This window comes from Sporosarcina aquimarina, assembly GCF_023715615.1.
GTDB classification, from domain to species: Bacteria; Bacillota; Bacilli; order Bacillales_A; family Planococcaceae; genus Sporosarcina; species Sporosarcina aquimarina_A.
In genome coordinates this window covers 1-23,822 of sequence record NZ_JAMBOM010000002.1, presented here as the reverse complement: position 1 = coordinate 23,822, position 23,822 = coordinate 1, and the positions used below count along the sequence as shown (strand labels likewise).

At 39.6% G+C, this 23,822-nt stretch carries 18 protein-coding genes, 1 pseudogene and 1 riboswitch; of the genes and pseudogenes, 12 read left to right on the top strand and 7 right to left on the bottom strand.

All coding sequences use genetic code 11. The features are described 5' to 3' along the window. From M3197_RS07150 to M3197_RS07140, 3 genes are read left to right on the top strand one after another with little or no spacing between them, the layout of a single operon-like run. A complete protein-coding gene (locus M3197_RS07150; RefSeq protein WP_251660190.1) occupies positions 1 to 1,188 on the top strand; it encodes a thiolase family protein in 1,188 nt (395 codons plus the stop codon). Between the two features lie 21 nt (positions 1,189 to 1,209). Continuing rightward, entirely contained in the window at positions 1,210 to 2,208 is a 999-nt protein-coding gene (locus M3197_RS07145; protein ID WP_251660188.1) for an NAD(P)-dependent oxidoreductase, read from the top strand. A gap of 28 nt (positions 2,209 to 2,236) precedes the next feature. Continuing rightward, positions 2,237 to 3,331 carry a tartrate dehydrogenase gene (locus tag M3197_RS07140; RefSeq protein ID WP_251660187.1) on the top strand — a complete coding sequence of 365 codons (1,095 nt, stop codon included), beginning with the start codon at positions 2,237 to 2,239 and terminating at the stop codon, positions 3,329 to 3,331. A 116-nt stretch (positions 3,332 to 3,447) separates the two neighbouring features. On the opposite strand, the gene dapA is transcribed toward M3197_RS07140, so the two are convergent. Beyond that, positions 3,448 to 4,332 (bottom strand): 4-hydroxy-tetrahydrodipicolinate synthase, encoded by an 885-nt coding sequence (dapA, locus tag M3197_RS07135; protein ID WP_251660186.1) that lies wholly within the window; start codon positions 4,330 to 4,332, stop codon positions 3,448 to 3,450. Positions 4,333 to 4,451: 119 nt separating this feature from the next. Beyond that, a riboswitch (Lysine riboswitch) is annotated at positions 4,452 to 4,629 on the bottom strand. 723 nt (positions 4,630 to 5,352) lie between these two features. Here dapA and M3197_RS07130 point away from each other — a divergent pair. The 5 genes from M3197_RS07130 to M3197_RS07110 all read left to right on the top strand — a co-directional run bounded on the left by M3197_RS07130 (position 5,353) and on the right by M3197_RS07110 (position 9,897). Continuing rightward, a complete protein-coding gene (locus M3197_RS07130; RefSeq protein ID WP_432813988.1) occupies positions 5,353 to 6,819 on the top strand; it encodes a peptide MFS transporter in 1,467 nt (488 codons plus the stop codon). A gap of 239 nt (positions 6,820 to 7,058) precedes the next feature. Continuing rightward, positions 7,059 to 7,265: a helix-turn-helix transcriptional regulator gene (locus M3197_RS07125; protein WP_251660182.1), complete on the top strand. Its 207-nt coding sequence runs from the start codon at positions 7,059 to 7,061 to the stop codon at positions 7,263 to 7,265. Further along, positions 7,262 to 7,945 (top strand): DUF3169 family protein, encoded by a 684-nt coding sequence (locus M3197_RS07120; protein ID WP_251660180.1) that lies wholly within the window; start codon positions 7,262 to 7,264, stop codon positions 7,943 to 7,945. Before M3197_RS07125 ends, M3197_RS07120 begins: the two co-directional genes overlap by 4 nt. A 166-nt stretch (positions 7,946 to 8,111) precedes the next feature. Next, positions 8,112 to 9,125 carry an LLM class flavin-dependent oxidoreductase gene (locus tag M3197_RS07115; RefSeq protein ID WP_251660178.1) on the top strand — a complete coding sequence of 338 codons (1,014 nt, stop codon included), beginning with the start codon at positions 8,112 to 8,114 and terminating at the stop codon, positions 9,123 to 9,125. 256 nt (positions 9,126 to 9,381) lie between these two features. After that, complete coding sequence (locus M3197_RS07110; protein WP_251660176.1) at positions 9,382 to 9,897, top strand: DnaD domain protein; 516 nt, start codon at positions 9,382 to 9,384, stop codon at positions 9,895 to 9,897. 172 nt (positions 9,898 to 10,069) lie between these two features. Here M3197_RS07110 and M3197_RS07105 read toward each other — a convergent pair whose 3' ends face one another. The 3 genes from M3197_RS07105 to M3197_RS07095 form a co-directional block, all read right to left on the bottom strand. After that, positions 10,070 to 10,948, bottom strand: a complete 879-nt coding sequence (locus tag M3197_RS07105) for an alpha/beta fold hydrolase (RefSeq protein ID WP_251660174.1) — start codon at positions 10,946 to 10,948, stop codon at positions 10,070 to 10,072. A gap of 22 nt (positions 10,949 to 10,970) precedes the next feature. Further along, positions 10,971 to 12,632 (bottom strand): sodium:solute symporter family protein, encoded by a 1,662-nt coding sequence (locus tag M3197_RS07100; RefSeq protein WP_251660172.1) that lies wholly within the window; start codon positions 12,630 to 12,632, stop codon positions 10,971 to 10,973. A 391-nt stretch (positions 12,633 to 13,023) separates the two neighbouring features. Continuing rightward, positions 13,024 to 13,908: a TetR/AcrR family transcriptional regulator gene (locus M3197_RS07095; protein WP_251660170.1), complete on the bottom strand. Its 885-nt coding sequence runs from the start codon at positions 13,906 to 13,908 to the stop codon at positions 13,024 to 13,026. A gap of 269 nt (positions 13,909 to 14,177) precedes the next feature. On the opposite strand from M3197_RS07095, the gene M3197_RS07090 reads away from it, so the two are divergent. The 3 genes and pseudogenes from M3197_RS07090 (at position 14,178) to M3197_RS07080 (ending at position 19,970) form a co-directional block, all read left to right on the top strand. After that, positions 14,178 to 17,327, top strand: coding sequence for an efflux RND transporter permease subunit (locus M3197_RS07090; RefSeq protein WP_251660168.1), 3,150 nt, complete (start codon positions 14,178 to 14,180; stop codon positions 17,325 to 17,327). A 164-nt stretch (positions 17,328 to 17,491) separates the two neighbouring features. Further along, a complete protein-coding gene (locus M3197_RS07085) occupies positions 17,492 to 19,300 on the top strand; it encodes a M3 family oligoendopeptidase (protein WP_251660166.1) in 1,809 nt (602 codons plus the stop codon). A gap of 190 nt (positions 19,301 to 19,490) precedes the next feature. Beyond that, positions 19,491 to 19,970: pseudogene (locus tag M3197_RS07080) on the top strand (peptide-methionine (S)-S-oxide reductase). A 198-nt stretch (positions 19,971 to 20,168) separates the two neighbouring features. Here M3197_RS07080 and M3197_RS07075 read toward each other — a convergent pair. Beyond that, a complete protein-coding gene (locus tag M3197_RS07075) occupies positions 20,169 to 20,318 on the bottom strand; it encodes a hypothetical protein (protein ID WP_251660164.1) in 150 nt (49 codons plus the stop codon). 188 nt (positions 20,319 to 20,506) lie between these two features. Then, positions 20,507 to 20,731, bottom strand: a complete 225-nt coding sequence (locus tag M3197_RS07070) for a hypothetical protein (protein ID WP_251660162.1) — start codon at positions 20,729 to 20,731, stop codon at positions 20,507 to 20,509. Positions 20,732 to 21,174: 443 nt separating this feature from the next. On the opposite strand from M3197_RS07070, the gene M3197_RS07065 reads away from it, so the two are divergent. Beyond that, on the top strand, positions 21,175 to 21,372 hold the full coding sequence (locus tag M3197_RS07065) for a PspC domain-containing protein (RefSeq protein ID WP_251660160.1): 198 nt from the start codon (positions 21,175 to 21,177) through the stop codon (positions 21,370 to 21,372). A 190-nt stretch (positions 21,373 to 21,562) separates the two neighbouring features. Here M3197_RS07065 and M3197_RS07060 read toward each other — a convergent pair whose 3' ends face one another. Further along, positions 21,563 to 23,584 (bottom strand): penicillin-binding transpeptidase domain-containing protein, encoded by a 2,022-nt coding sequence (locus M3197_RS07060; RefSeq protein ID WP_251660159.1) that lies wholly within the window; start codon positions 23,582 to 23,584, stop codon positions 21,563 to 21,565. Between the last annotated feature and the right edge of the window lie 238 nt (positions 23,585 to 23,822).

Genomic DNA, 23,822 nt, shown 5'->3' with positions numbered 1-23,822 from the left:
TTGCGGGATTCTTATATTGTTGAAGCGGTAAGAACTGCGATTGGGAGAATGGGTGGTTCACTTAAAGACATCACAGTCGATCTTTTAGCCGAAAAAGTGATTCGGGAAGTGATGATAAGAACGAATAACGACATTGAAGTGGATGAAGTTATTTTAGGCCAGGCTAAACAAAGTGCTGATACGTCGAATTTAGCCCGTCTGGCTGCATTAAGGGCAGAACTACCCGTCACTGTTCCAGGTTACACAGTCCACCGACAATGTGGTTCAGGCTTACAAGCCATTAATAATGCGGACCAACAAATTCGATTAGGGTTATCAGACGTGGTAATTGCGGGTGGTGCTGAGAGTATGAGTACGGCTCCCTATTATATTCGAAAGGCACGGTATGGTTTCGGTGCGGGGAATGGAATGATCCTAGACCCGAATACGGAGAGCCAACCATGTTCACAACCAGCAGAAGTATATGGGGAATTGACAATGGGGTACACGGCTGAAAATTTAGCAGAACACTATAATATTTCACGAGAAGAACAAGATGAGTTCGCGATGAGAAGTCAACTTCTTGCAGAAAAAGCCATTCAGGATGGACGCTTTAAGAAAGAAATTGTTTCTTTTGAAGTGAAGTCGAGAAAAAGTAGTTTTCAATTTGAGGTGGACGAACATCCGAGAAACTCGACGAAAGAGCAACTGTCAAAACTTCGAGCTGTTTTTAAAGAAGGTGGAACTGTCACTGCAGGAAATGCTAGCGGAAGAAATGATGGTGCATCCGTCGTACTCATGATGTCAGAAGACAAATTGAAGGAATATGGATTACAGCCGAAAGCAAAAATTATCGCACAAGCAGTGAGTGGCGTTTCTCCAGAAGTGATGGGGATCGGACCGGTGACTTCTACACAGAAAGCTTTAAAGCAATGCGGGCTAACCATTGAGGATATTGACTTGATTGAGTTAAACGAAGCATTCGCTGCCCAAGCTTTATCTGTTATTGAAGGAACTGGAATGGACATTGAAAAAGTGAATGTAAATGGTGGAGCCATAGCGCTTGGTCACCCGATTGGAGCTACAGGCGCTGTGCTTATGACAAAATTACTTCATGAAATGGCACGTAGAGATTCGAAATATGGATTGGTAACACTTTGCATCGGCGGTGGCCAGGGAATTACCACGATTATCGAAAACTTACAATGACGTGAAGAAAGGGGTTGTCCATTGTCTTTGCATATCCTTCAAATTTTGCCGATGTATCATCCTGATGGGGAAAAAAAGCTGAGAGAACTTGCAGAAGTGAAACAATTTCATGAGTTTGACGAGCAAGAAATTATTAAATACTTACAACAGCATGCTGTAGATGGGATTATTTTAAGAGCACCTGCAAAAATAACTCCGGAAATTTTAAATCACTGTGAAAACGTGATTGCCATATCAGGTGCCGGAATCGGACTCGACAATATAGATGTAGAATACGCTACGACTAAAGGAATTAAAGTATTACATGCCCCGAAAATGAACAGTACCGCAACTGCAGAACACGCTGTAGCTTTACTGCTATCTGCTATGAAAGATATAAGTATGTTTCATACAGAAATGCAAAAAGGGAACTTCTCTTTTAGGGATGGAAGATATACAACTGAACTAAAGGGGAAAACTATTGGACTGATTGGGTTCGGATCTATTGCTCAAAAAGTGGCGAAAATAGTGAAGAACGGATTTGAAATGAATGTAGTTGCCTACGTGCGAACGATTTCAGATGCAAGACAAGAGCTTGCAGATTCCCTAGGAGTGGAAGTGACTACTTCCATGGAGGATGTGTTCAGAAGAAGCGATGCAATTAGCCTCCATATCCCACTGACAGAAGAAACAAAAGAATTGATTGACAATAAATTCTTCAAGGTTATGAAGCCGTCTGCCGTTCTGATTAATACTTCTCGTGGTGGAGTAATCCAGGAAGCGGATTTGGTTGAAGCACTAAAGAATAAGACTATGCTGAGGGCAGCAGTTGATGTATTTGGAGTGGAACCGCCAGCAGGGGATCATCCGTTCTTCGGTATCGATGAAATCACGATGACCCCACACATTGGCGGAATCAGTATCGAAGCTGCAAAAAAAACATCAGTTGTGATTGCTGAAAACTTAATAAAGGCAATCCATGGGGAAGAATTATCTGTAATAGCAAATACTGAAAAACTTGTTAAGATAAAAAAAGGTTAATAACTGATCAAGAGTACAGGAGGAAGTTATGAAGGAATTTAGAATTGCGCTCATACCAGGAGACGGTATAGGTCCGGAAGTCGTGTCAGAGGGTGTAAAGGTATTAAAAGCGATTGAGAAATTAGATCCGTCCATTTGTTTTTCATTCACTGAGTTTCCTTGGGGATGCGAGTATTATTTGGAACACGGCAAGATGATGGCAGACAACGGGATTGAACAGCTTAAAGAATTCGATGCCATCTATCTGGGAGCTGTGGGATATCCAGGTGTGCCAGACCATATTTCCTTATGGGATTTGTTACTGAGGATTCGAAAAGAATTTGATCAGTACGTGAATCTACGACCGATTACATTATTGAACCCAACACTTACGCCGTTGAAAGACAAAACGGCAAAGGAAATCGACTTTCTTGTGATTCGTGAAAATAGTGAAGGCGAGTATGCGGGGGCAGGAGACTGGTTATTTAAAGGGAAAGCAGAGGAAGTCGTCTTGCAAACTGGGGTGTTTTCTCGTAAAGGGACGGAACGGGTTATTCGGTATGCATATGAGGAAGCAAGCAGGTCAAACCGGACATTGACGAGTATTAGCAAAGCGAACGCATTGAATTATTCAATGGTGTTCTGGGATCAAGTTTTTGACGAGGTCGGAAAGGAATATCCTGATGTACAAACGTATTCGTATCTTGTAGATGCGGCTAGTCTTTACTTTGTGACAGAGCCTGAACGCTTTGAAGTAGTAGTTACATCAAATCTTTTTGGAGATATTTTGACGGACATAGGGGCAGCAATTACCGGTGGAATGGGTTTAGCTACTGGCGCAAATATTAATCCGGAACGGATCTATCCCGCCATGTTTGAACCAGTGCACGGTTCAGCACCGGATATTTCAGGAAAAGGAATGGCAAATCCCATAGCTGCTATCTGGTCGGTTAGTCAAATGATGGACTACTTTGGTGAAGAAAAATGGGGGGGAGTTATTTTAGCTACAATTAAAGAGATACTGAATGAAAAAGAAGCACTTACCTCAGATTTAGGTGGGGGAGCATCGACCTCAGACTTAGGGAACCGGTTTGTCGAATTGCTTTCAGCAAAAGTTAGTCAAGTAGGGGTGTCCCGGGAGTAATTCATTGTGAATATTGTAGTATGAACAATCGATTGAATGAAAATTGAAAGCAGCTCATTCCAGTGTAATAAAGGAATGAGCTGCTTTTTATATCGAACATAGGAGTATCTCTACTGTTAAATTAGCATTTTGTCTTGCTGATGGAGCACGTAATTCAACGAATTCAGCTGTATATCCGTCAATGGCACCATCGGCAATCGAACGCTGCCAACTGCGACGCCTTCTAAGTTCAAGGCAGCTTTCACAGGTGAAGGATTCGGAGCTGAGAACAATTCTTTCATGATTGGTAGCATACGACGGTGCAATGTTGCCGCTTCACGAATACGACCATTGTTGAAATGGCTAATCATTGTTTTCATCTCAGGTCCTATGACGTGGGCAGAAACAGATACAACACCAGCTCCTCCAATAGATAGGACTGGGAGCGTCAGACCATCATCTCCACTATAAAGCGCAAAGTTCGATGGAGTATTCTCGATGATATCCGCCATCGCATCCAAGTTACCGCTAGCTTCTTTGACAGCTACGATATTCGGAATAGAGGCGAGTCGGATAATCGTTTCTGGACTCATATTAACCGAGCTTCGGCCCGGGATATTATAAAGCATAATTGGCAGTGAAGTCGATTCTGCAATGACCTTAAAATGTTGGTACATTCCTTCTTGAGAAGGCTTGTTGTAGTAGGGAACAACGAGCATGATACCGTCGACTCCTGCTGCTTCAGCTTGCTGAGTCAGCTCAGTGGACTCTCTTGTACTGTTCGATCCTGTCCCTGCAATGACAGGCACTCTTCCTGCAACCACCTGTACAGCAAATTCAAACAAATTTACCTTTTCTTTTTGAGTTAATGTTGGGGATTCTCCTGTTGTTCCTGCAACTACCAAACCATCGGATCCGTTTTCGAGTAAATGATGAATCAGATTACGGGTAGCGACAAAATCAATTTCTCCTTGCTCATCAAATGGGGTAACCATAGCGGTAATCAGTTGTCCAAAATTCATCTGTTCTCCATCTCCTTTTGTTTTTATTCAAAACATAGAGGTGGAAGGCAGTGTATCCTGAAACGCAAAAAGCAACAGCGAAGGTACGCTGTTGCTTGGAAATAATAAATTATTTCTCTGCATCAGATAGCCCTCCATATAGTTTCCTATATGACAGTTCTGCACTTGTTCAGTCCAGAACCAGCTTCGAGATAATGAGCATCTCTCCACTTCGGCAAATTCCCCTTTCTACAATCGTCGTCGAATCTCATCATTCTCAGATTGTGTACTGATGGTTTTTGCGCCTCTATCCTCATTTCGAAAGTTACGAAATAAGTGAATGTTTAATTACATGTATCTTACACTGTATCGAATAAAAATGCAACTATTAGGATGTTACTGTTATTTAACTATTATGTATGAGTAACCCAATAGGAGCTACAATAATGCATTAACATGGGGTTAATCAACAATAAAATTCTACATTGGGAGCAGGAACCATAAAAATGAAGGAAGATAATTCCAGCCTTCAATGAGTGCAGAAACGAATCTAAAATTTATTTAGATTTTGAATACAATACTTTGACTTGGTGTGAATGAAATATTTGAGAACATAGTGATTAAGTATAACGATAACGAAAAATATAGGAATAAATCTCAAATAAAGAAAAACTGAAAAATATCTATCTGGCTTAAGCGACTGTGCATTATTTAGTATCATAAGAAATAAATATGCAATGTAAAGAGAGGGAGCTTTGATGCTTACCTCTTCTTTGTGTTTCAAAAATGGTTGTTTTCAATAAGAATATTATTGCAATAGGAGTTAAATTAATTAAAAATCACATCAATAAAAAATTGAATATATGTTAAAAGAAACTGTAATTTGTAGAATTCAATATTAAAAAGATTAATTATTAACAATAATTTCGTTTTTATAAATTCGACTATTTAGTAATATTGCTATAGTATTTTAAAGCGCTTACATGTATTATAAGTTCATATTAAGGAGGGGTTCTTTTGACAAAAGTAACAAAGCAAGAAATGCTGGAAGAAATCCCACAGACGGGTTTCTTTGGACATCCTAAAGGTCTTTTTACTTTGTTTTTCACTGAATTCTGGGAGCGATTTTCGTATTATGGAATGCGGGCTATTCTCGTGTTCTACATGTATTATGAGGTATCGAATGGGGGGCTTGGGTTAGACAAAACCGTAGCGCTATCTATCATGTCGATTTATGGTTCACTCGTCTACATGTCAGGGATCATTGGTGGATGGTTAGCCGATCGAGTATTGGGAACTTCCAAGTCTGTTTTTTATGGCGCTATTCTTATTATGTTTGGTCATATTGCCTTAGCGATACCAGGAAATATTACAATGTTCTTCGTATCTATGGTGCTCATTGTACTAGGAACAGGCTTATTGAAACCAAATGCTTCTAGTGTTGTTGGTGAGTTGTATCCTAAAAATGATAACCGAAGAGATGCAGGATTTAGTATCTTTTATATGGGAATCAATATGGGGGCGTTCATTTCACCTTTCATTGCTGGAAGTCTTATGAAGACAAGTTTCCATCTTGGATTTGGAGTAGCAGCAGTAGGGATGTTCCTTGGATTAACGGTATTTATCGTTACTAAGAAGAAAAATCTCGGACACGCAGGCACTAGAGTTGCAAATCCATTATTAGCTTCAGAGAAAAAACGAATTTATTCTACTTTCACCATCGTAGCAATCCTTATTGGTGTGATGGTGGCTATCGCCATTCCTCAAGGTTGGCTAACGTTCGATTCGTTTGTAGGGCTAATTGGTATTCTCGCTTTTGCAATACCAACAGCTTATTTTGTTGTCATGTATAGAAGCCCAAAAACAAATGAAGTAGAGAAGTCAAGACTCTTGGCATACATTCCTCTCTTCGTTGCATCAGTATTGTTTTGGGTAATTGCAGAGCAAGGATCGACTATTTTAGCACTTTACGCAGATACACGAACGAATTTAAACTTCATGGGTATTGAGCTTTCACCAGCGTGGTTCCAATCGTTTTGGCCATTATTCGTCATTATTCTAGCACCAATGTTTGCTTGGCTTTGGGTTAAACTTGGGGATCGTCAGCCGAATATCCCACAGAAGTTTTCCCTTGGCCTGTTATTCGCCGGATTGTCATTTATCGTGATTTTACTGCCAGGTTATTTAGGCGGATCGGATACGCTTGTCAATCCACTTTGGCTTGTGCTCAGTATTTTCTTTGTTGCAGTTGGGGAACTATGTCTTTCTCCTGTTGGTCTCTCTGCAACAACTAAGCTTGCACCTGTTGCCTTTTCTGCACAGACTATGAGTTTGTGGTTCTTATCAAACGCCGCAGCTCAAGCACTAAACGCTCAGCTGGTTAAGCTATACTCTACTGAAACAGAAGTGCTCTATTTTGGTACAATTGGCGGAGTGGCCATTTCAACAGGAATTTTACTGTTCTTCATTTCACCAATCATTATGCGATCTATGAAAGGAATTCGATAGGGGATATTAAGGTTTTATTCATAGAGAAATAGTACACTTATATATGTACAAAGAAAAGAGAGGGAGTAGGGATACTCACCTCTCTTTAAATTTTTTAAAATCTGATGAAAAAATAACCGAACTCGTCCTTAAAGATGGATTCGGTTATTTGTGTTTTTGAAATGTATTTTAGTCATTTTGACAAATATACTTGTCAAAATGAAAAGCATACATTACACTTTTCCTAAGAGGTGAGATTAGTGAGAACACGTTTGAAGGAATTGCGTGCACGAAATGGACTGAATCAGACCGAGCTCGCAAAACGGGCTAAAGTATCGAGACAGACGATCAGTTTAATTGAGAGGGAAGAATTTATCCCTTCTTTGCTTATCGCCGTTAGGATTGCTCGGATTTTTAATGAAGCGATTGAAAGTGTTTTTCTATTCGAGGAGGAGGAGATTGAATGAGAATGGTCATTTGGGCATTGCTGGGTGCAGTGGTTGGATTTGTTGTCATGTATATGGCGCTTTCAGTTCAAATGGATTTTAACTTTTATGCAATTGCATTTCAAGTGAATGTGATTTTAACTGCACTCACTCTTGTTTTACTACTTTATATAGGGGTAAGCATCCTGCAAATGCGTAAAAAATCGGAAGCAAAAGTATCGGATGATGAGGAAGATGAGCGTGACATATGGTTGTATAAAAAATTTAGTGATACAAACATGCTTGTTATGGCAACAATAGTAATCGGGATTGTAGCAAGTGCAATTTCTCTCATTACCAATCAGCCTCCTTGGCTGGAGCTAATTTCAATAGTGGCTGTAACCATAGCTTTCATTCTATCCCTAGGTGTTTCAAGTTTAGTCAATAAATTTTATCCTGATCGTAATCTGCCTTCTGTTTCGGAAAAAAATTATGCGAAAAAGTTGCTAGCTGCTTCTGATGAAGGGGAGCGACACGTGATGCTGGAGGGGCTTTATCGTTCATTCAATATGTTAAATGGCGCACTTATTCTTGCATTGTTTCTGCTTGTTGTATATTCAATTGGTACAGGGGTTTCGCAGTTGTTCTCCATTTTTGTCATTGCTGTTATTCTCCTTGGAGCAAATGCCAAATATTTTCTGTTGATACGAAAGAAATCGTAACGTGAATATCTTATGAAAATCAGTAATAGCATGTCAGGTTAATATTCCTCTCATTGCAACCCTGCCAAACAACAAATTTGATTCCACACCTCGTCTATAGTAACTTGTATAATAGGTTACTAAAAGTAAGTTTGGCTTTAAAATGAGCGATGAGGAGTGGTCGAGAGTGACTTCAACAGCTAAAACATTTAACGGGATTCCATTATCCGTATTAGATCTTGCGCCCATCAATGAAGGTGGGAGTCCGATTGAAACTTTCAAAAACAGTGTGGAATTGGCTCAACATGTCGAAAAACTAGGATTCAATCGGTATTGGTTGGCGGAGCATCATAATATGCCAGGTGTCGGCAGTTCAGCAACGTCTGTGCTAATTGGTCATATTGCGGGTGCGACGGAGCGGATGCGTATTGGTTCAGGTGGTGTCATGTTGCCAAACCACGCACCACTTGTGATCGCGGAACAGTTCGGTACGCTCGATGCGCTCTATCCAGGACGGATTGACCTTGGATTAGGCCGTGCGCCTGGTAGTGACCAAGCGACTGCCTATGCGTTGCGACGGACATTGCATAGCAGTGGGGAAGAATTCCCGGAGCAAGTGGCCGAGCTTCGTTCGTATTTTGACCCACAACCTAATGCCCGCGTCCGTGCGTTTCCTGGTGAAGGGCAAGACATTCCGATTTGGTTGCTTGGTTCTTCAGGTTTTAGTGCACAGCTTGCTGCGCAACAAGGGTTACCGTTTTCGTTTGCAAGTCACTTTGCTCCTGCCTATGTAATGCAAGCATTACAACTGTACCATCAGAACTTCAAGCCTTCCAAAAACCTACAAGAACCATATGCAATGCTTGGCGTCAGTATAATAGCTGCAGATACTGATGAAAAAGCACTGTGGCTCGCAACATCATTCCAACAACAGTTCTTAAGTCTTCACAGGGGAATGCCGACTCAGTTTAAACCACCTTTGGATGATCCAGATGCAGTATGGAGTCCAAGTGAAAAGGTTTCAGCAGCGAATATGCTGGATTCTCCTGCCACAATTGTCGGCAGTCCAGAAACTGTGAAACGACAACTGGAAGCATTCTTAAACCAGACGAAAGCAAATGAGTTCATTTTGAGCTCACCGGTCTTCTATCAAGAGGATCGACTGCATTCTTTTGAACTTATTGCGGATTTAATGGATTAAATGCTGCCTTGTCGGTAGTATGAAAACTTTAGAAAAGACCGGATTTGTCTGCTGACAGATTCGGTCTTTTTGACATGTACTGTTTCAAATCTGTTCTTCAACTAGTTATTCGTGTATAATTGATTTTGAAAAGTCTAACTTTTTACTCTTTAACCTAAATAATCGAACACTACAAGTGAATATAATGGATTGACGGGCAAGTAATTACCTCAAAGAGATTGGAATAAAGAAATCTAAACAAGAGGAGAGATGCTGGGTGAATGAACGAGAAGGAACGCTGATTGACTACTTTGAAAGTACTGAACCAATTGAGATGCTAGAAGAAATTGGAGGACATTCACCTTTTCCTGCAGATGTGGAGTTGATCAATCGTTTACAAACGTTGCACGGACTCACAAAGCCGGTCATCAATGTATTGTTGCAATACGTCATTTTGAGTGATAATGGAAAAATTCATCAAACGCGTGTTCTCAGTATGGCAAGCCATTTGGAACTGAACAATATAAAAACTGCACAGCAGGCTTTCGAGTTCTTCAGAGCACAGCATGCTCTGAAGAAAAATTGGGAGGAAGAGAATTTGGGAGAGCAAGGTGGAAAGAATCTAAGGCTTTTTACTTCTGATGAAACCTATAAAAAATTCACAGAGATCCTACAACATAATGGACAAACCAATGTTGATGATGGCTTCCAATCTCTAGTGAATCAAGCATATAAGGAATATATCGAGGTTGAACAGAATTCTCCTCAAGGTAGCTTAGTAAAGAAACATTAACTATTAGTTTAAACTTTTTTTGAGGGATCTTTGGTATGTAGTTAATACTTGATATCTGCTCGTGTTTTGCATACATTCAAAGTAAGTGAGTAGTCAATTAGGACAAGTCGACATAAAAATAGTTAAAAGCCTTTGATCCCAAAGTGGGAGTCAAAGGCTTTTTCCATATAGATTACTGACTGCTATGTCGAACAAGGAATTCCGACATAAGCTTGTTGGTCAGCTCGTTTTCATCCGAAAAAAGACTGTGACTACTGTCCTTTAAAATATGAAGTTCACTCTTGTCGATCAACTCATGAATCTCTTCACTCTCAGAGCGAGCAGTGATCCAATCATGATAACCCGCAAGTATTAGAGCAGGGACATTCAATTCCTTTAACTCTCCTCGAACGTCGTACGTACGAAGGAATTCTGCGAACCCTTTGTTAGCGGCCTCCACATTGCGCTCAAGTGGTGGTCGTTTAACAGTTGCTAGAGAGTGAGAATCCGAATCGGCAACTACCTTTGAATAGAGTGGACCCATGATTTTGTCATATTCTTGAAGTTGTTCAATAGATTCAAATTTACCGTCCCATAACAAATTTGCCATGGCAATCTGTTCTGCATTTCCGAATTGTTCTACGTGTTTCTTCGCTTTCTCTAAGAAACTGTATGAAGGGGAGGTAGCTGCCAAAATTAGTCCCGCTACATTCTTTTCGTATTTTACCGCATAACTCATCGCAACAATTCCGCCGTATGAATGGCCTAAAATCCAGATCTTTTCAAGCCCGAGGTGTTGTCGAAGTGCTTCGACATCTTCCACATTTTGCGTCAAAGTGTAGTTATCAGGATCGTCCTTTTCTGAGAAACCACAGCCGCGTTGGTCGATATAAACGAGTTGTGCCGTTTTTGTCAATTCATCTAAATAAGGTTTAAAGGTAATATGGCAGCCACCTGGACCACCGTGAATGACGAATACGACTGGTTTTTCTTTAAGACGGTCTCCATCGATTTCAATCCCTTGCCCATCTACATCGTAAAAGATTTTTGTTTTGTTAATATGTGCATACATAATGTGAAAACCTCCATTGACATTAGTTTGATTGATTTTCGAGTTCAGTGACAGTGACTTTTTCCTTCTTTTTAGGCATGACGAATGCAAACAGTGCAATGACTCCCACACATAGTCCGATGAGAGAACAAGCGATCAATAATGGCCACATGTTGATGAAGTTAATAGAAATCATAAATGCGGCATAGATGACGACACTTCCTGCAAAGATTCCATAATCCTTTTTAGTAACCGTTTTGAATAAGAATTTTTGTCCTTTGTCTCCTTCTTCTTTGAAGAGCAGGCTAAATAGGAGTGTGCCTGCTAGGGAGACTATCAGACCAAGAATTACGGGATCTATGCTAGTTTGCATGATGCTGCAAAGGATTGTAGTAACTCCACCTCCGATAATCCCGGCCATTGCACCATAGGAATTCGCTTTTGGCCAAAAGAGTCCAAGCATAATAGGAACGAATGTCGCACCAGCGAATATTTTCAGTGTGAACAATAATAATCCCATGATGGATGGTGTTAAAATCGCTGCAACTGTAGAGAAAGCTCCAATAATAACAAGAGTCCACCGTGTAAGTCGTATGGTTTTTTTGTCATCAATAGGCAAACCTTTTCTCTTTAGACGATGCTCGTACAAATCTCTCGTGACATGGATACCTGCACCAAGCAAGTTTGAATCGATGGTCGACATGCATGCTCCCAGAATTCCAGTAACAATAATCATGCCTATCCATGGATTAATAATTTCCATTGAAAGAACGGGTAATATTGTTTCTGGATTTGCCAGATCGGGCAATAGCGATTTCCCAATTCCACCGATTAGCGTAAGTCCAAATGCCATGGAAACTCCCATGAACAAAGCAACGAGCAAGCTGATCCGTTGAATGGATTTTACGCTTTTTGCTGAGTAGATACGTTGAATCTGTGTTTGGCTGACCGTATTGAGTGGCATGAATGTAATCACCCATCCGATAACCAACATAAACGTAACAGTTTCAGTGGTACTCATGAACTCAGTTCCAAGTACACCTTTTAGTAGCTCACCGCCATTGAGTGATGCACTAAAGACAGAACTTCCAGGGTCCATTGCTTGGAAACCAAATAGGATTACTAAAATCAATCCAATTAGCATAATAATTGTTTGCGCCCAGTCTGTTAGAGCAACTCCCATTAGACCTCCAAATGTCGTGTAAGTAATTGTGATAGCAGCTGTAACGACAATCGCCACAATCGGATTAATACCTAAGATTGTATTTAGGATCATACCGATTCCAAGAATACTACCACCAGCACTTCCAATTAACGCGATGAGCGAGCAAAACGTAGTCAGTGTAGCAACAGGACGGTTGTATCGTTCCGCCATCAAGTCAGGAAGCGTAAAAACCTCATAATGCTCTGCAATCTTACGAATTCTTCCTGAGATGAAAAATAAAACAAAATAGGACGTACTAGCAGCAACTAACATCCAAATCAGCGAGAATCCTCCAGTGTAGACCAATCCACTAAAACCCATATACGTATTCGCACCAACTACAGTAGCGAGAACCGTACTGAATAATACAGCAGAATTCATTTTGTTATCAGCTACATAGAAATCTGCTCTGGAATCCTGTTTACCCGAAACCATAACACCAATCACTATCATGGCGATCAAATAGATAATAGGGATTAAATAATACGTATGCCATTCCATGATGTTTTCCTCCAATTCAATATTTAAAATTTAATATTCTAAATAATATCACTGTGTATACAGTATATCAATGGTATTCTGAAAATATATAAAACATAATTTTGTGTGACTTTTGATGAAATCCCAGTTTGAAAGTAATAGAACTCCTTACATTGTTTATTAAAGTTCTGACATGATTTGATACAGGGAATCGGATAGCATAGGGGATATAGATGGGGGAATCAAATATAAGAGATATCGTATCGACAAGGTTATGTAGGCTTAATATCTTTAAAAAAACTTAATAGCCCTTGACCATTCCGGTATGGAAAGTCAAAGGCTCTAATGTATTACATATATAAACCGTGCGTGATTCTATGCTTGATCTCGTTAGATTAACGAATAAAGCAGTTTATAAAAGCTCGATTCCTAATAGGTTTGCAATCTTTTCTCTATAGATATCAAACTCTTTAACTGTTTTTAAATTGGCCAACATTCCTTGGAATACATATTTCTCGATAGTAGGTTTCTGAAGTTCACTGATTAGAAACGCTATTACTCCAGCGAGGCCATTCCTTTGATCATCACTGAAATTCATAATCTCAAGCTGTTCTTGCATATCTGCCAGTAAAGCAGAGACTTTTTCAATATGATTTAATGATCCGCATGAATTGTTTGTAAAAAGATCCAACAAGTTATTTTTCATGATTGGTTCTTCACCATTTTCAAAAGAGACCACCATATCTTCAATACGATTCATGATGAATGTTGGAACGAGCGTTGCATCGATCTGGGAACCTTGAATAAGAATCGATGCTAAGTAACTGCTTCTAATTCCTTCAATCAGCATAATAATATCACCTGTGTAGCCATTTATTTTATCTCCATATACTTCTTTCAAGTTCTTTTCGTACCAAGTCAACATTTCAAATTGAGTTTTCCCCATAACTTCACGAAGTTCTTTATTGATAGTAAAACTTTGTTCCCGCATATATACCATGAAAAAGTCTTTTTGTTTGGTAAGTTGTTCAAATGGGACGCTTAACAGTTTTGCAAGTTTGTCGCGGGGAGGTAACTGTTCAGCATCTATTTCGTGTGTACGTGATCTCATCTGTTCGAAGTAATATTCGAAGATGGCGATGTGTAACGCCTCTTTGGATGTGAAGTAATTATAAAATGCTCCTTTAGAGATTCCGCAGTCGTTTACAATTTCTTGGATGGATGTGTTCGTAAAGCCGTTTTCTGCAAATAACTTGATGGCCGACTCAATGATTTCTTTTTGTTTTCGTACCTTCATTAGTCTCACCTTTTCATCGTGCATATTTTTTATGTATTAGCGTTCAGTTTACCAAGCAGTCACATGTTGTCAACAAGAGGGAGGCACGATATAGAATGGTCTTTTCGTATAAATCATATGAAGTGAATTTAAACGAATTCACAGTTACTCAAAGTTGATAATAGGATGCTATTATTCTTGCATTTGACTGACTGGTCATTTATAGTATAAAACATCGTGACTACATGGTCAATGATAGAGAGAACTATCAAATACGGGGAGTGTAACACTTGAAAAAAATCACTAATTTCGCACTCAACAACAAATTCGCAGTGTGGATACTGACAATTATGGTTGTTGTTGCTGGATTGTACTCTGGTTTCAATATGAAACAAGAAACAATGCCTACGATAACTTTACCGAACGTAACGGTTTTGACTACCTATCCTGGAGCAGCTCCGGATGACGTAGCTGAAAAAGTTACCGTTCCAATCGAACAACGAATTCAAAACTTGGATGGTGTGGAACTGGTTAGCTCTTCTTCTTTAGCTAACGCATCATCTATTCAAGTTCAATTTGGGTTCAAAACTGATATGGATAAGGCAACCGAGGAAATAAAAGAAGCCTTGTCGAAACTTTCGTTACCAGAAGGCGTGAAGGACCCAGAAGTCTCACGATTAAGTTTTGATGCGCTACCAGTTATGACATTAAGTGTTAGTGATAACAAACGAACTGCGGAAGCTATGACCACTGTAGTGGAAAATGATGTGCTGCCTGCTCTAGAAGGCATAGAGGGTGTGGCAGATGTTCAAATTACCGGACAACAATTGAAAAAAGTAACAATAGATTTTGATGAAGAACAGTTAAAGAAATACGGATTGTCACAGGATACGATCCAGCAAATCATTCAAGGATCGGATATTACATTCCCATTAGGTTTAACAAATTTTGATGGCAAGGTGAAAAACCTAGTCATTGATGGAAATATTGCCAGTGTAGACGATTTGAAAAAGTTGGAAATTCCTGCCGTTCCTGCTCAAGCAGGACAGATGGATCAAGCCCAACAAGGGAACCCACAAGCAGAGCAAGGAAATTCACAGGCACAAACACAACCACCAATGGAGATTCCTTCTGTCAAGTTAGGAGATTTAGCTGAAATCAAGGTCGTGAGTGAGGCTGAATCGATTTCAAGAACGAATGGAGAAGACTCCATCGGTATTCAAATAGTAAAAGCAGCTGACGGCAATACTGTTGAAGTTGTAAACAGTGTAAAAGATGAAATTTCTACTATTGAAAAAGACTTGGATTTAAAAGTTATTACTACGTTGGATCAAGGGGAACCGATTGAGGAAGCAGTCAGTACTATGCTTAGTAAAGCATTGTTTGGGATCATATTTGCGGTCTTGATCATCTTGTTGTTCTTGAGAAGTATTAAAACGACACTCATTTCCATCGTTTCAATTCCATTGTCATTACTTATGGCAATCTTCCTCCTGCATCAAATGGATATCACTTTAAATCTTTTAACGCTAGGTGCATTGACAGTTGCCATAGGCCGTGTAATCGATGACTCGATTGTCGTTATGGAGAATATTTATAGACGTATGGCATTGCCAGGAGAGCAATTACGTGGAAAAGAGTTAATACGTGAAGCAACACGTCAGATGTTTATCCCTATTTTTTCATCTACGATTGTAACAATCGCTGTATTCTTGCCAATTGGTTTAGTTGGCGGCCTAGTTGGTGAGATGTTCTTACCATTTGCATTGGCGGTAGCATTCGCCCTAGCAGCTTCTTTGATTGTTGCTGTGACCATTGTTCCAATGCTTGCTCATTCATTGTATAAAAAGCAACTGAGTCAGGTTGGAACAAAAGAAAATCGCACAAAAGAAGAAAAGCCAGGAAAGCTAGCTAATGCATATGGTCGTATCTTGGAATGGACATTGAATCATAAACTGATTACCTTCGGGGGATCTGTAGTGATCCTCGTGTTAAGTTTCTTCTTAGTGCCATTAATTGGTGTCAGCTTCTTGCCTGACGAAGAAGAAAAAATGATTGTGGCTACTTATAGTCCGGACGCGGGTCAAACAAGAGAAGATTCAGAAGAAATCGCACTGGAAGCTGAGAAATATCTAAGTACCCATGAGGGGATTACGACATATCAGTATTCACTAGGTGGCGGTAGCCCGATGGATGCGATGATGGGAATGGGCGGAAGTAATTCTGCATTATTTTTCATTGAATACGATAAGGATTTCAAAAATTTCAGTGAAGAAACGTCAAAGGTCATTGACACCCTTAACGAGAAATCCGAACAAGGTGAATGGAAGAGTATGGACTTTGGCGGCATGGGCGGTAGTGGCTTACAATTATTTGTCTATGGAGATAATAAGGAAGATATCGAGAAAGCAACAGATCAGGTCTTGCCTATTTTAGAAGACAATAAGAATTTGGAAAAAGTCGAGTCTAGCCTTTCAGAAGCATATGACCAATACACGCTAGTCGCAAATCAAGAGAAATTGAGTAGCCTAGGGTTAACAGCAGCACAAGTAGGCATGAATCTCATGTCTCCTGGTGAAGCATCTGCAGTCACAACGGTAAAACAAGATGGAAAAGAGTTAAATGTCTATATCGAAGTCACAGAAGATCAGTATAAAAATATAGATGAGTTGAAGAACAAAGTCATTCAATCACCGTTAGGCATCCCAGTTAAATTGGGTGATGTGATGGAAGTTGAAGAAGGCAAAACGCCAGATACAATCCAGCGCAGAGATGGCAAAATGTATGCTTCACTGACTGCTGATGTGAAGAGTAAAGATGTTGCTGCGATTTCAAGCTCTGTAGAAAAGAAAATCAGTGACTTGGATTTACCAAGTGGAGTGAAAGTGGACTTCGGTGGTGTGACAGAGCAGATCAATGAGTCTTTCTCACAATTAGGAATCGCCATGCTAGCTGCAGTAGCGATCGTCTACTTTGTACTTGTAGTAACATTTGGTGGAGCATTAGCGCCACTCGCTATTTTGTTCTCACTACCATTCACAATTATCGGTAGTTTAGTGGCACTTTGGATTGCCGGTGAGCCGATAAATGTATCTGCAATGATTGGTGCCTTAATGCTGATCGGTATTGTTGTTACGAACGCGATTGTTTTAATTGACCGCGTGATTCATCAAGAGAAGGAAGGACTTTCTACACGAGAAGCCCTTTTGGAAGCAGGTTCTACTCGTCTACGTCCAATCTTGATGACAGCACTTGCTACTATCGGTGCGCTCATACCATTGGCACTCGGTGTAGAAGGTGGCGGTGGCGGACTGATTTCTAAAGGTCTCGGTGTTACGGTTATCGGGGGTCTGATCAGTTCTACGCTATTGACACTTGTAATTGTTCCGATTGTCTATGAGACGTTCATGAAACCACGCAAGAAAAAAGTGAAACGATAACTTTTTGAGCTAAATGCTTTGGTTCCATCAACCTCTAACTGCAAACAGGTAGCTTGCCCATAAAGGCGAGTTACTTGTTTTTTTATTGGAAATGACTCGGTTACCGAATCTTTCTAAATTCATTGATAACGTTTACAATAGATCTATAAGGGGAGTGAATTAAATTGAAATATAATGCTACTTGGGATTTAGAGAGTATATTTAAAGGCGGAACCAAATCGGAAGAAGTACAAACGAAACTTGCATCTGTTAAAGAAGATATTGTTCATTATGCGGAACTGTTGAAAGCGTGGAATAGCGATTCAGGTTACGATGCTTCTACTTTGCTAGAAATATTGAAACAACAAGAGGTAATCGGCAAAGGATTAGGCCAGGTTGGGACATTCATTAATATGTGGCATGATGCTTTTATGGACGATGAACATGCAAGTGTTGTTAAGGGTCAAATAATGGAACTTGTAAGCGAAATTCAGCAACTATCAACAATCTTCACTAAAAAACTAGTAGCAATCTCAGATGATCAATGGAGTAAACTCTTGAAGGATGGAGCCTTAAAAGAAATTAGTTTCTCACTAGATGAGATACGTGAACAAGGCAAACGTCTATTGTCAGAAGATGAAGAGAAACTGATTGCTAAATTAAATAAAGACGGGATCGCAGCATGGAGCGATTTGTACGATACAGTAGGCTCTACAATGACTGTTCCCTTTACAGATAAAGACGGTAAATCAACTGACTTATCCATTGGGCAAGCGATGAACAAAATGTATGCTGATCCTGATTCAGATGTGCGGGCTGAGCTTTTTGAAGACTGGGAAAAAGTCTGGTCTAAAAATGGAATTATTTTTGCAGACATTCTCAACCATTTAGCAGGCTATCGCTTAACATTGCAAGATGCACATGGACGGGGAGGTCATTTAGAAGTACCGCTTGAATATAACCGGATGACGGAAGAAACGTTAACAGCCATGTGGTCAGCAGTTGACGCGCAGAAACAAACGTTTCTTGATTACTTAGCACAAAAAGCGAATTTGTTAGGAATGGATAAGTTGGGCTGGCAAGACGTGGATGCACCCGTTGCATTAGGAGAAACAAAACCAACGCGTTTTACCTATGATGAGGCATGTGATTTTATAATTGAGCATTTCACTTCATTTGGACCAAAACTGACTGAGTTTACAAAACATGCGCTTGAAAACCGCTGGGTTGAAGCGGAAGATCGTTCGAATAAACGGCCAGGAGGGTATTGCACGAGTTTACCTGAATTTGAAGAGTCTCGTATTTTCATGACCTTTACAGGTTCACCGAGTGATACGAGTACATTAGCACATGAATTAGGACATGCTTTCCACAGTCACGTCATGAAAGATTTGCCGGAACTAAATCAAGGATATGCCATGAACGTAGCGGAAACTGCTAGTACATTTGCTGAAACCATTATTGCGGATGCAACTGTAAAAAATGCTGCGACGGATGAAGAAAAAGTATCTCTTTTGGCGAATAAATTAGAAGGCGCAACAGCGATGTTCTTAAATATTCGTGCTCGTTTCTTATTTGAAGATAGTTTTTACACGGAGCGTGCTAAGGGAATTGTTTCAGAAAAATGCTTGAACGAATTAATGGTGGACGCACAAAAAGAAGCATTTGGGGATAGCCTATCTTCTTATCACCCGCATTTCTGGGCAGCCAAGTTACACTTCTTTATTGATAGTGTCCCGTTTTATAATTTCCCGTATACATTTGGGTATTTATTCAGCCTTGGTATCTACGCAGAATACTTAAAAAACCCTGAGGGCTTTGAAGAGAAGTATATTGCCTTACTAAGAGATACAGGTTCCATGAGAGTCGAAGATTTAGCAAAGAAACATCTAGATGTAGATTTAACTAAGAAAGACTTCTGGGCTGCGGGGATTGAGCTTGTCGGAAAAGATGTAGAAGAATTTGTTGAATTGACAAATAAATTACAGAAATAAAATTTAAAAGGTACTTATCTCATTTTGTGATGTGAGGTAAGTACCTTTTAATAAGCTTAGATTAAGGGGTGTTAGGTGTTTTTTGTAGAATAATAAGGTGTGTCATGATTTTAATGTTTAGTTGACTTAGGAATTACAGTTCTTAATCTGTTAGATGGATAGATTTTAATAAACAAAGGAGAATGTCATTTTGGAAGTAGTCTATATTGCAGGTGGATGTTTATGGGGAGTGCAAGCTTTTGTTAAAACGTAACCTGGCGTTGAGTTTACAGAAGCAGGAAGAGCCAATGGAGACAGTTGTACACTTGTGGGTGATTATGACGGGTATGCTGAATGTGTAAAAACAGAATTTGATCCGACCGTTGTAACAATCAGAGAATTAATGGGCTACTTATTTGAAATTATTGATCCATATAGTTTGAATAAGCAGGGTGAGGACGTTGGTGAAAAGTACAGAACAGGTGTATATAGTGAGGTCTCTGAACACCTTGAAGAAGCGAAAGCGTTTCTTAGTGGAAGAGGTGATTTTGATCATATCGTTGTTGAAGTGTTGCCTCTTACAAACTATGTAAAAAGTGCAGATGAACATCAAGACAGGTTAGATAGATGTCCAAATGATTATTGTCATATTTCACAAGAACTATTATCCAAATACAGGCGGACCAGATAGGTATAAATTGCTGTCAGTATGGAAGTGTTCTACTGTCATGTATCCATAAGTTTGCATGTTTCTCAATCAAATGTGATTGGCAGAAATCAAAACCATAAGCCTAATTCCTCTTTTGTGATGCCGAGGAATTAGGCGTTTTTTCCTCACAGTATTACTGTTGTTTTATCAATATATAAAGCGTTTCTAAGTCTTTTTTGTTCAACATTCGAGGGACTGGGTAAAGGGGATTCGCTTCTTTATATGCACGATCCAAGGATCCATTAATCCAAGCTGGGAAATGCCTTCATCAGTAACAATGAGTACATTTCCAATCGATTGACGTTGTAATAAGGTTGGTAATTCTGCCAAACTGTTTTCGCCTTCTAACAAAAGAGGGTGCCGCCAAGGAAGAAATTGCGCAACTGTTTTGTAGGAGAATTGATAGGTTCTGCAGTAAAGAGAGTACACGGGGGAACTCCTTTCTTTCGACTGTTTTTTATGAAGCAAGTTCCTACATAAAAACAACCAAGGCTGTTGTAGTACCAGCTTTGGTAAAATCACATTTCCTGTTTCCATCTAAAGTAGTTGTATACGAGCTGGAGAACTAATGTGGCAGTTAACACCCAAATTGCAACCGTTTTAAAGAGTAATGAAAACCCTGGTGAATTGAGAAGGATAATAATAAGGATTAGGGCAATTGGTATCATCCAAACTGTTCGAACAAACTTTTTGTGATACGACAGACTCCAATAGAAGAAACCATGTTCTTTGCCGTTTTTCATATATTGACCTCCTTATGAAAGGTGATTTAGTCAATTCCAATGAACGATTAAGTGTAGTATACTAGAATTTAACAGTATTAACAATTAGGAATAAACGGATTATTTGCAAGCTACTCGTTCTTTTGTATGTAGTATTCTCGCATGAAAGCTCCTAGAGCTCCTGATATTAAAATAATAACCAATATATTTAGAAACCTTACAAATGTGTAGGGAGAAAAAATTGCTTGCACACTATTGGCAATTACGATTCCTGTGAAGCATATAGAACCGATAACTATCTGTTTTTGAACTTTTTTCATGCACTGCCTCTTTTCTTTAAGGATTCATGTAAGTGTTTGTGTTAGGTATAAAGTGCTGGATAATTCTGGTCAATTATACTGATAATTTTATGTGATCTACAGGAAAGAAATAGATTGAAGAAAAAATAAGTTGGAGGTGTGGAAGTGAATACAAAACGACTAACGAAGTCATCAACTGATTCTTCATTACAAGGTGTTTGTGGCGGCATCGCAGAATTCTTTGGCATTTCTTCATTTCTCGTAAGACTAGTTTTTATTATGACGCCTGTCTCGTTAATTGTATATATTTTACTGGCAAACATGTTGCCTGACGGTCCAAGACGGTTATACTCTAAGTATTAGATTTAAGACTGAAATTAGATGCGGAGTTCAAACTCTATCTATTATTCATGATTTTCGTTTTGACGATTGTATTAATCATTTGGAAGCCAAAAAAACGATCTATGGCTACTGTATGGTTAAAGAATATAAGCAGGGCTGTTCCGATACGTCGTGTTTATGACCTACAGTACAGTCCTGCTTTTATTTTTACTTATTTTTTGTTGTTCGCTTTATACACTTCTGCTGCAAACTCAGCGACATATCCGCTTCCACCATTATCTTCTACATTTTCAATCATCATCGCAAGGATAAATGCTGGATTGTTCGTATTGTAACTAACAAAAAAGCCATTTTCTTCTCCCCGGCCTTCTGCAGAAGTCTTCAACTCTGCAGTCCCTGTTTTCCCTGAAATCGGGATGTCTGGAATATTGGCGGCTTGGGCAAAGCCATCCACTACGATACTTCGTAAATCATTTTTTAGTACTTCTGCGGTGTCTTTGCTGATAATTCCCTCTTTCCATACTTGCTGGGTTCTATCATCTAGCAATAACGTCGGCTTATACATAATGCCATTCGTTAATATAGGTTCATAAATCGTTGCGAGATGTAAAATATTTGCTAACATTTGGCCTTGTCCGAAGGAAGTATCGGCGAGTTGACCTTCTGAAGCAATCGTCCCATCATTCGAAATCTGAGAAGGGGAGATGTTGAGCATGAAAGGAATCTCTTCACCAAATCCGAATTTTGTTAAACCAGATATGAAATCTTCCTTGCCAATTGCTAGCGCCTGTTGCGCAAAGTAAATGTTATCGGAATAGATAAGCGCATTTTTTAAGTTCAGAGGATTCGGTGCTTCCGGGTGGAGACGTGAAACCCGATAAGCTCCCCAAGATGAATCCTTTTGCCATGTTTGTCCTGAAATTGATAGACCCTTTTCTGGTTTTAATGTTCCTTTTTCCATTCCAATTACCGCTGTTATGGGTTTTAAGGATGAACCAGGTGCGTAAGCCGCTGCAAACCGGTTAAACAGAGGTTTCAGTGGGTCTTCAGATAGTTTTTTATAGCGCTCTCCGCTAACTCCCAACATGAATTCTGTAGGTTCGAAACTAGGGGAGCTGACAAGTGCTAGCGTTTCGCCTGTCTGTGGATCCACTGCTGCACTTGCGCCTGGTTCACCTTTCATAGACGTAAAAATCTTTTTCTGTAACTCTGCGTCAATCGTTAATGAAATATTCTCTCCATTTACAGCTTCGGTCTCTACTACTTTTTGCAATGTTGCACCCGATTCTGGACTTTTTATATAAATCCCGACGCCGTCTTTTCCTCTCAACCGATCTTCCAAGATCCGTTCAAGACCTTGTCTACCGATTAAATCCGTTTCTTTATAGCCTTCATCTTTGTGCTTTTCCAATAATTCAGCGGTGATTTTCCCGATATATCCTGTTAAATGGGCAGCAGATTCACCATACGGATATTCTCGCATTTCTGTCTCTTGATAGGTGACTCCAGGGATGGTAATGAGTTTATCCAACAATGCTTGATTGTTTTTGGAAACAGGGGCAATCGGTACAAAATAGTCAGGTTGTACCCAACTTTGATTAACTTGCTTATCGATAAACTTGACAGTTGTATTCAGAAGTTTAGCCAGCTCGCTTTTTTTTGTTTCGTCTGTAAACTTACCTGGAACAATTCCTGCTTCATAACCTGTTCCATTCACGGCAAGAGGATTTCCATTCCGGTCAAATATTTTTCCGCGTTTTGCTGACATCGTAGAGATTTGAATTTTATCTTTTTCCGTTAGTTTCGGAAGAATGAAAGATGGGTCCCACTCAGCAAACCAATTTTCTGTATCCCCATGAGTTTCGAAGTGCCACGTTAGTTCCTTTTCGAATTTAATAGGACCGGCTATGGTATCCATTGATATTTGAATTGGGAAGGCAGCTGGCTTTTCCTCGTCCCACTTTGTTTCTTCCTTAGGTTTTTTGTACGTGATTTTCAGGTTTTTGATCCCTAAATCTTCTGCTAATTTCTCTTGTCGATCCACAAATTCATTAGCATCGAACATTTTTTTCGTATCTGTATTTAAAAAATCTTTATACATCTCGGAGAATTTACTTTCATTCCAATTACTGACGTAAGTTTGCATGCGATCTCCAGGCGTTTCTTTCTCTTTGCATCCTGTCAGGAGAATTGCAAGAAATAATATTGAAATGGAACACAACAGTTTTTTCAAAAAATGGCCCCCTCACTCTATCTGTAGTAGTTGATTTGTCTATTTATTTATTATAACCATCGTACTAGAACTTACCCAAGAATTAAATAACAAAATGGAATATTATCTCTATAGGAGCATTCCTGTTAGAAGCTTTTTCGGGGACTTGAATAGAAAAAGCCCTCTTGGTATGATGCGGGGTGTCAAATCTGCACGAATTGACCCCTAATTTGCATACCAAGGAGGACTCATCATGAAT

Excerpts from the sequence above, each read along its gene's own strand:
- M3197_RS07105 (WP_251660174.1), bottom strand. The coding sequence starts at position 10,948 with ATGTATGCACATATTAACAAAACAAAAATCTTTTACGATGTAGATGGG.
- M3197_RS07130 (WP_432813988.1), top strand. The coding sequence starts at position 5,353 with ATGCTGGAAGAAATCCCACAGACGGGTTTCTTTGGACATCCTAAAGGT.
- M3197_RS07095 (WP_251660170.1), bottom strand. The coding sequence starts at position 13,908 with ATGAAGGTACGAAAACAAAAAGAAATCATTGAGTCGGCCATCAAGTTA.
- dapA (WP_251660186.1), bottom strand. The coding sequence starts at position 4,332 with ATGAATTTTGGACAACTGATTACCGCTATGGTTACCCCATTTGATGAG.
- M3197_RS07100 (WP_251660172.1), bottom strand. The coding sequence starts at position 12,632 with ATGGAATGGCATACGTATTATTTAATCCCTATTATCTATTTGATCGCC.
- M3197_RS07070 (WP_251660162.1), bottom strand. The coding sequence starts at position 20,731 with ATGAAAAACGGCAAAGAACATGGTTTCTTCTATTGGAGTCTGTCGTAT.
- M3197_RS07140 (WP_251660187.1), top strand. The coding sequence starts at position 2,237 with ATGAAGGAATTTAGAATTGCGCTCATACCAGGAGACGGTATAGGTCCG.
- M3197_RS07120 (WP_251660180.1), top strand. The coding sequence starts at position 7,262 with ATGAGAATGGTCATTTGGGCATTGCTGGGTGCAGTGGTTGGATTTGTT.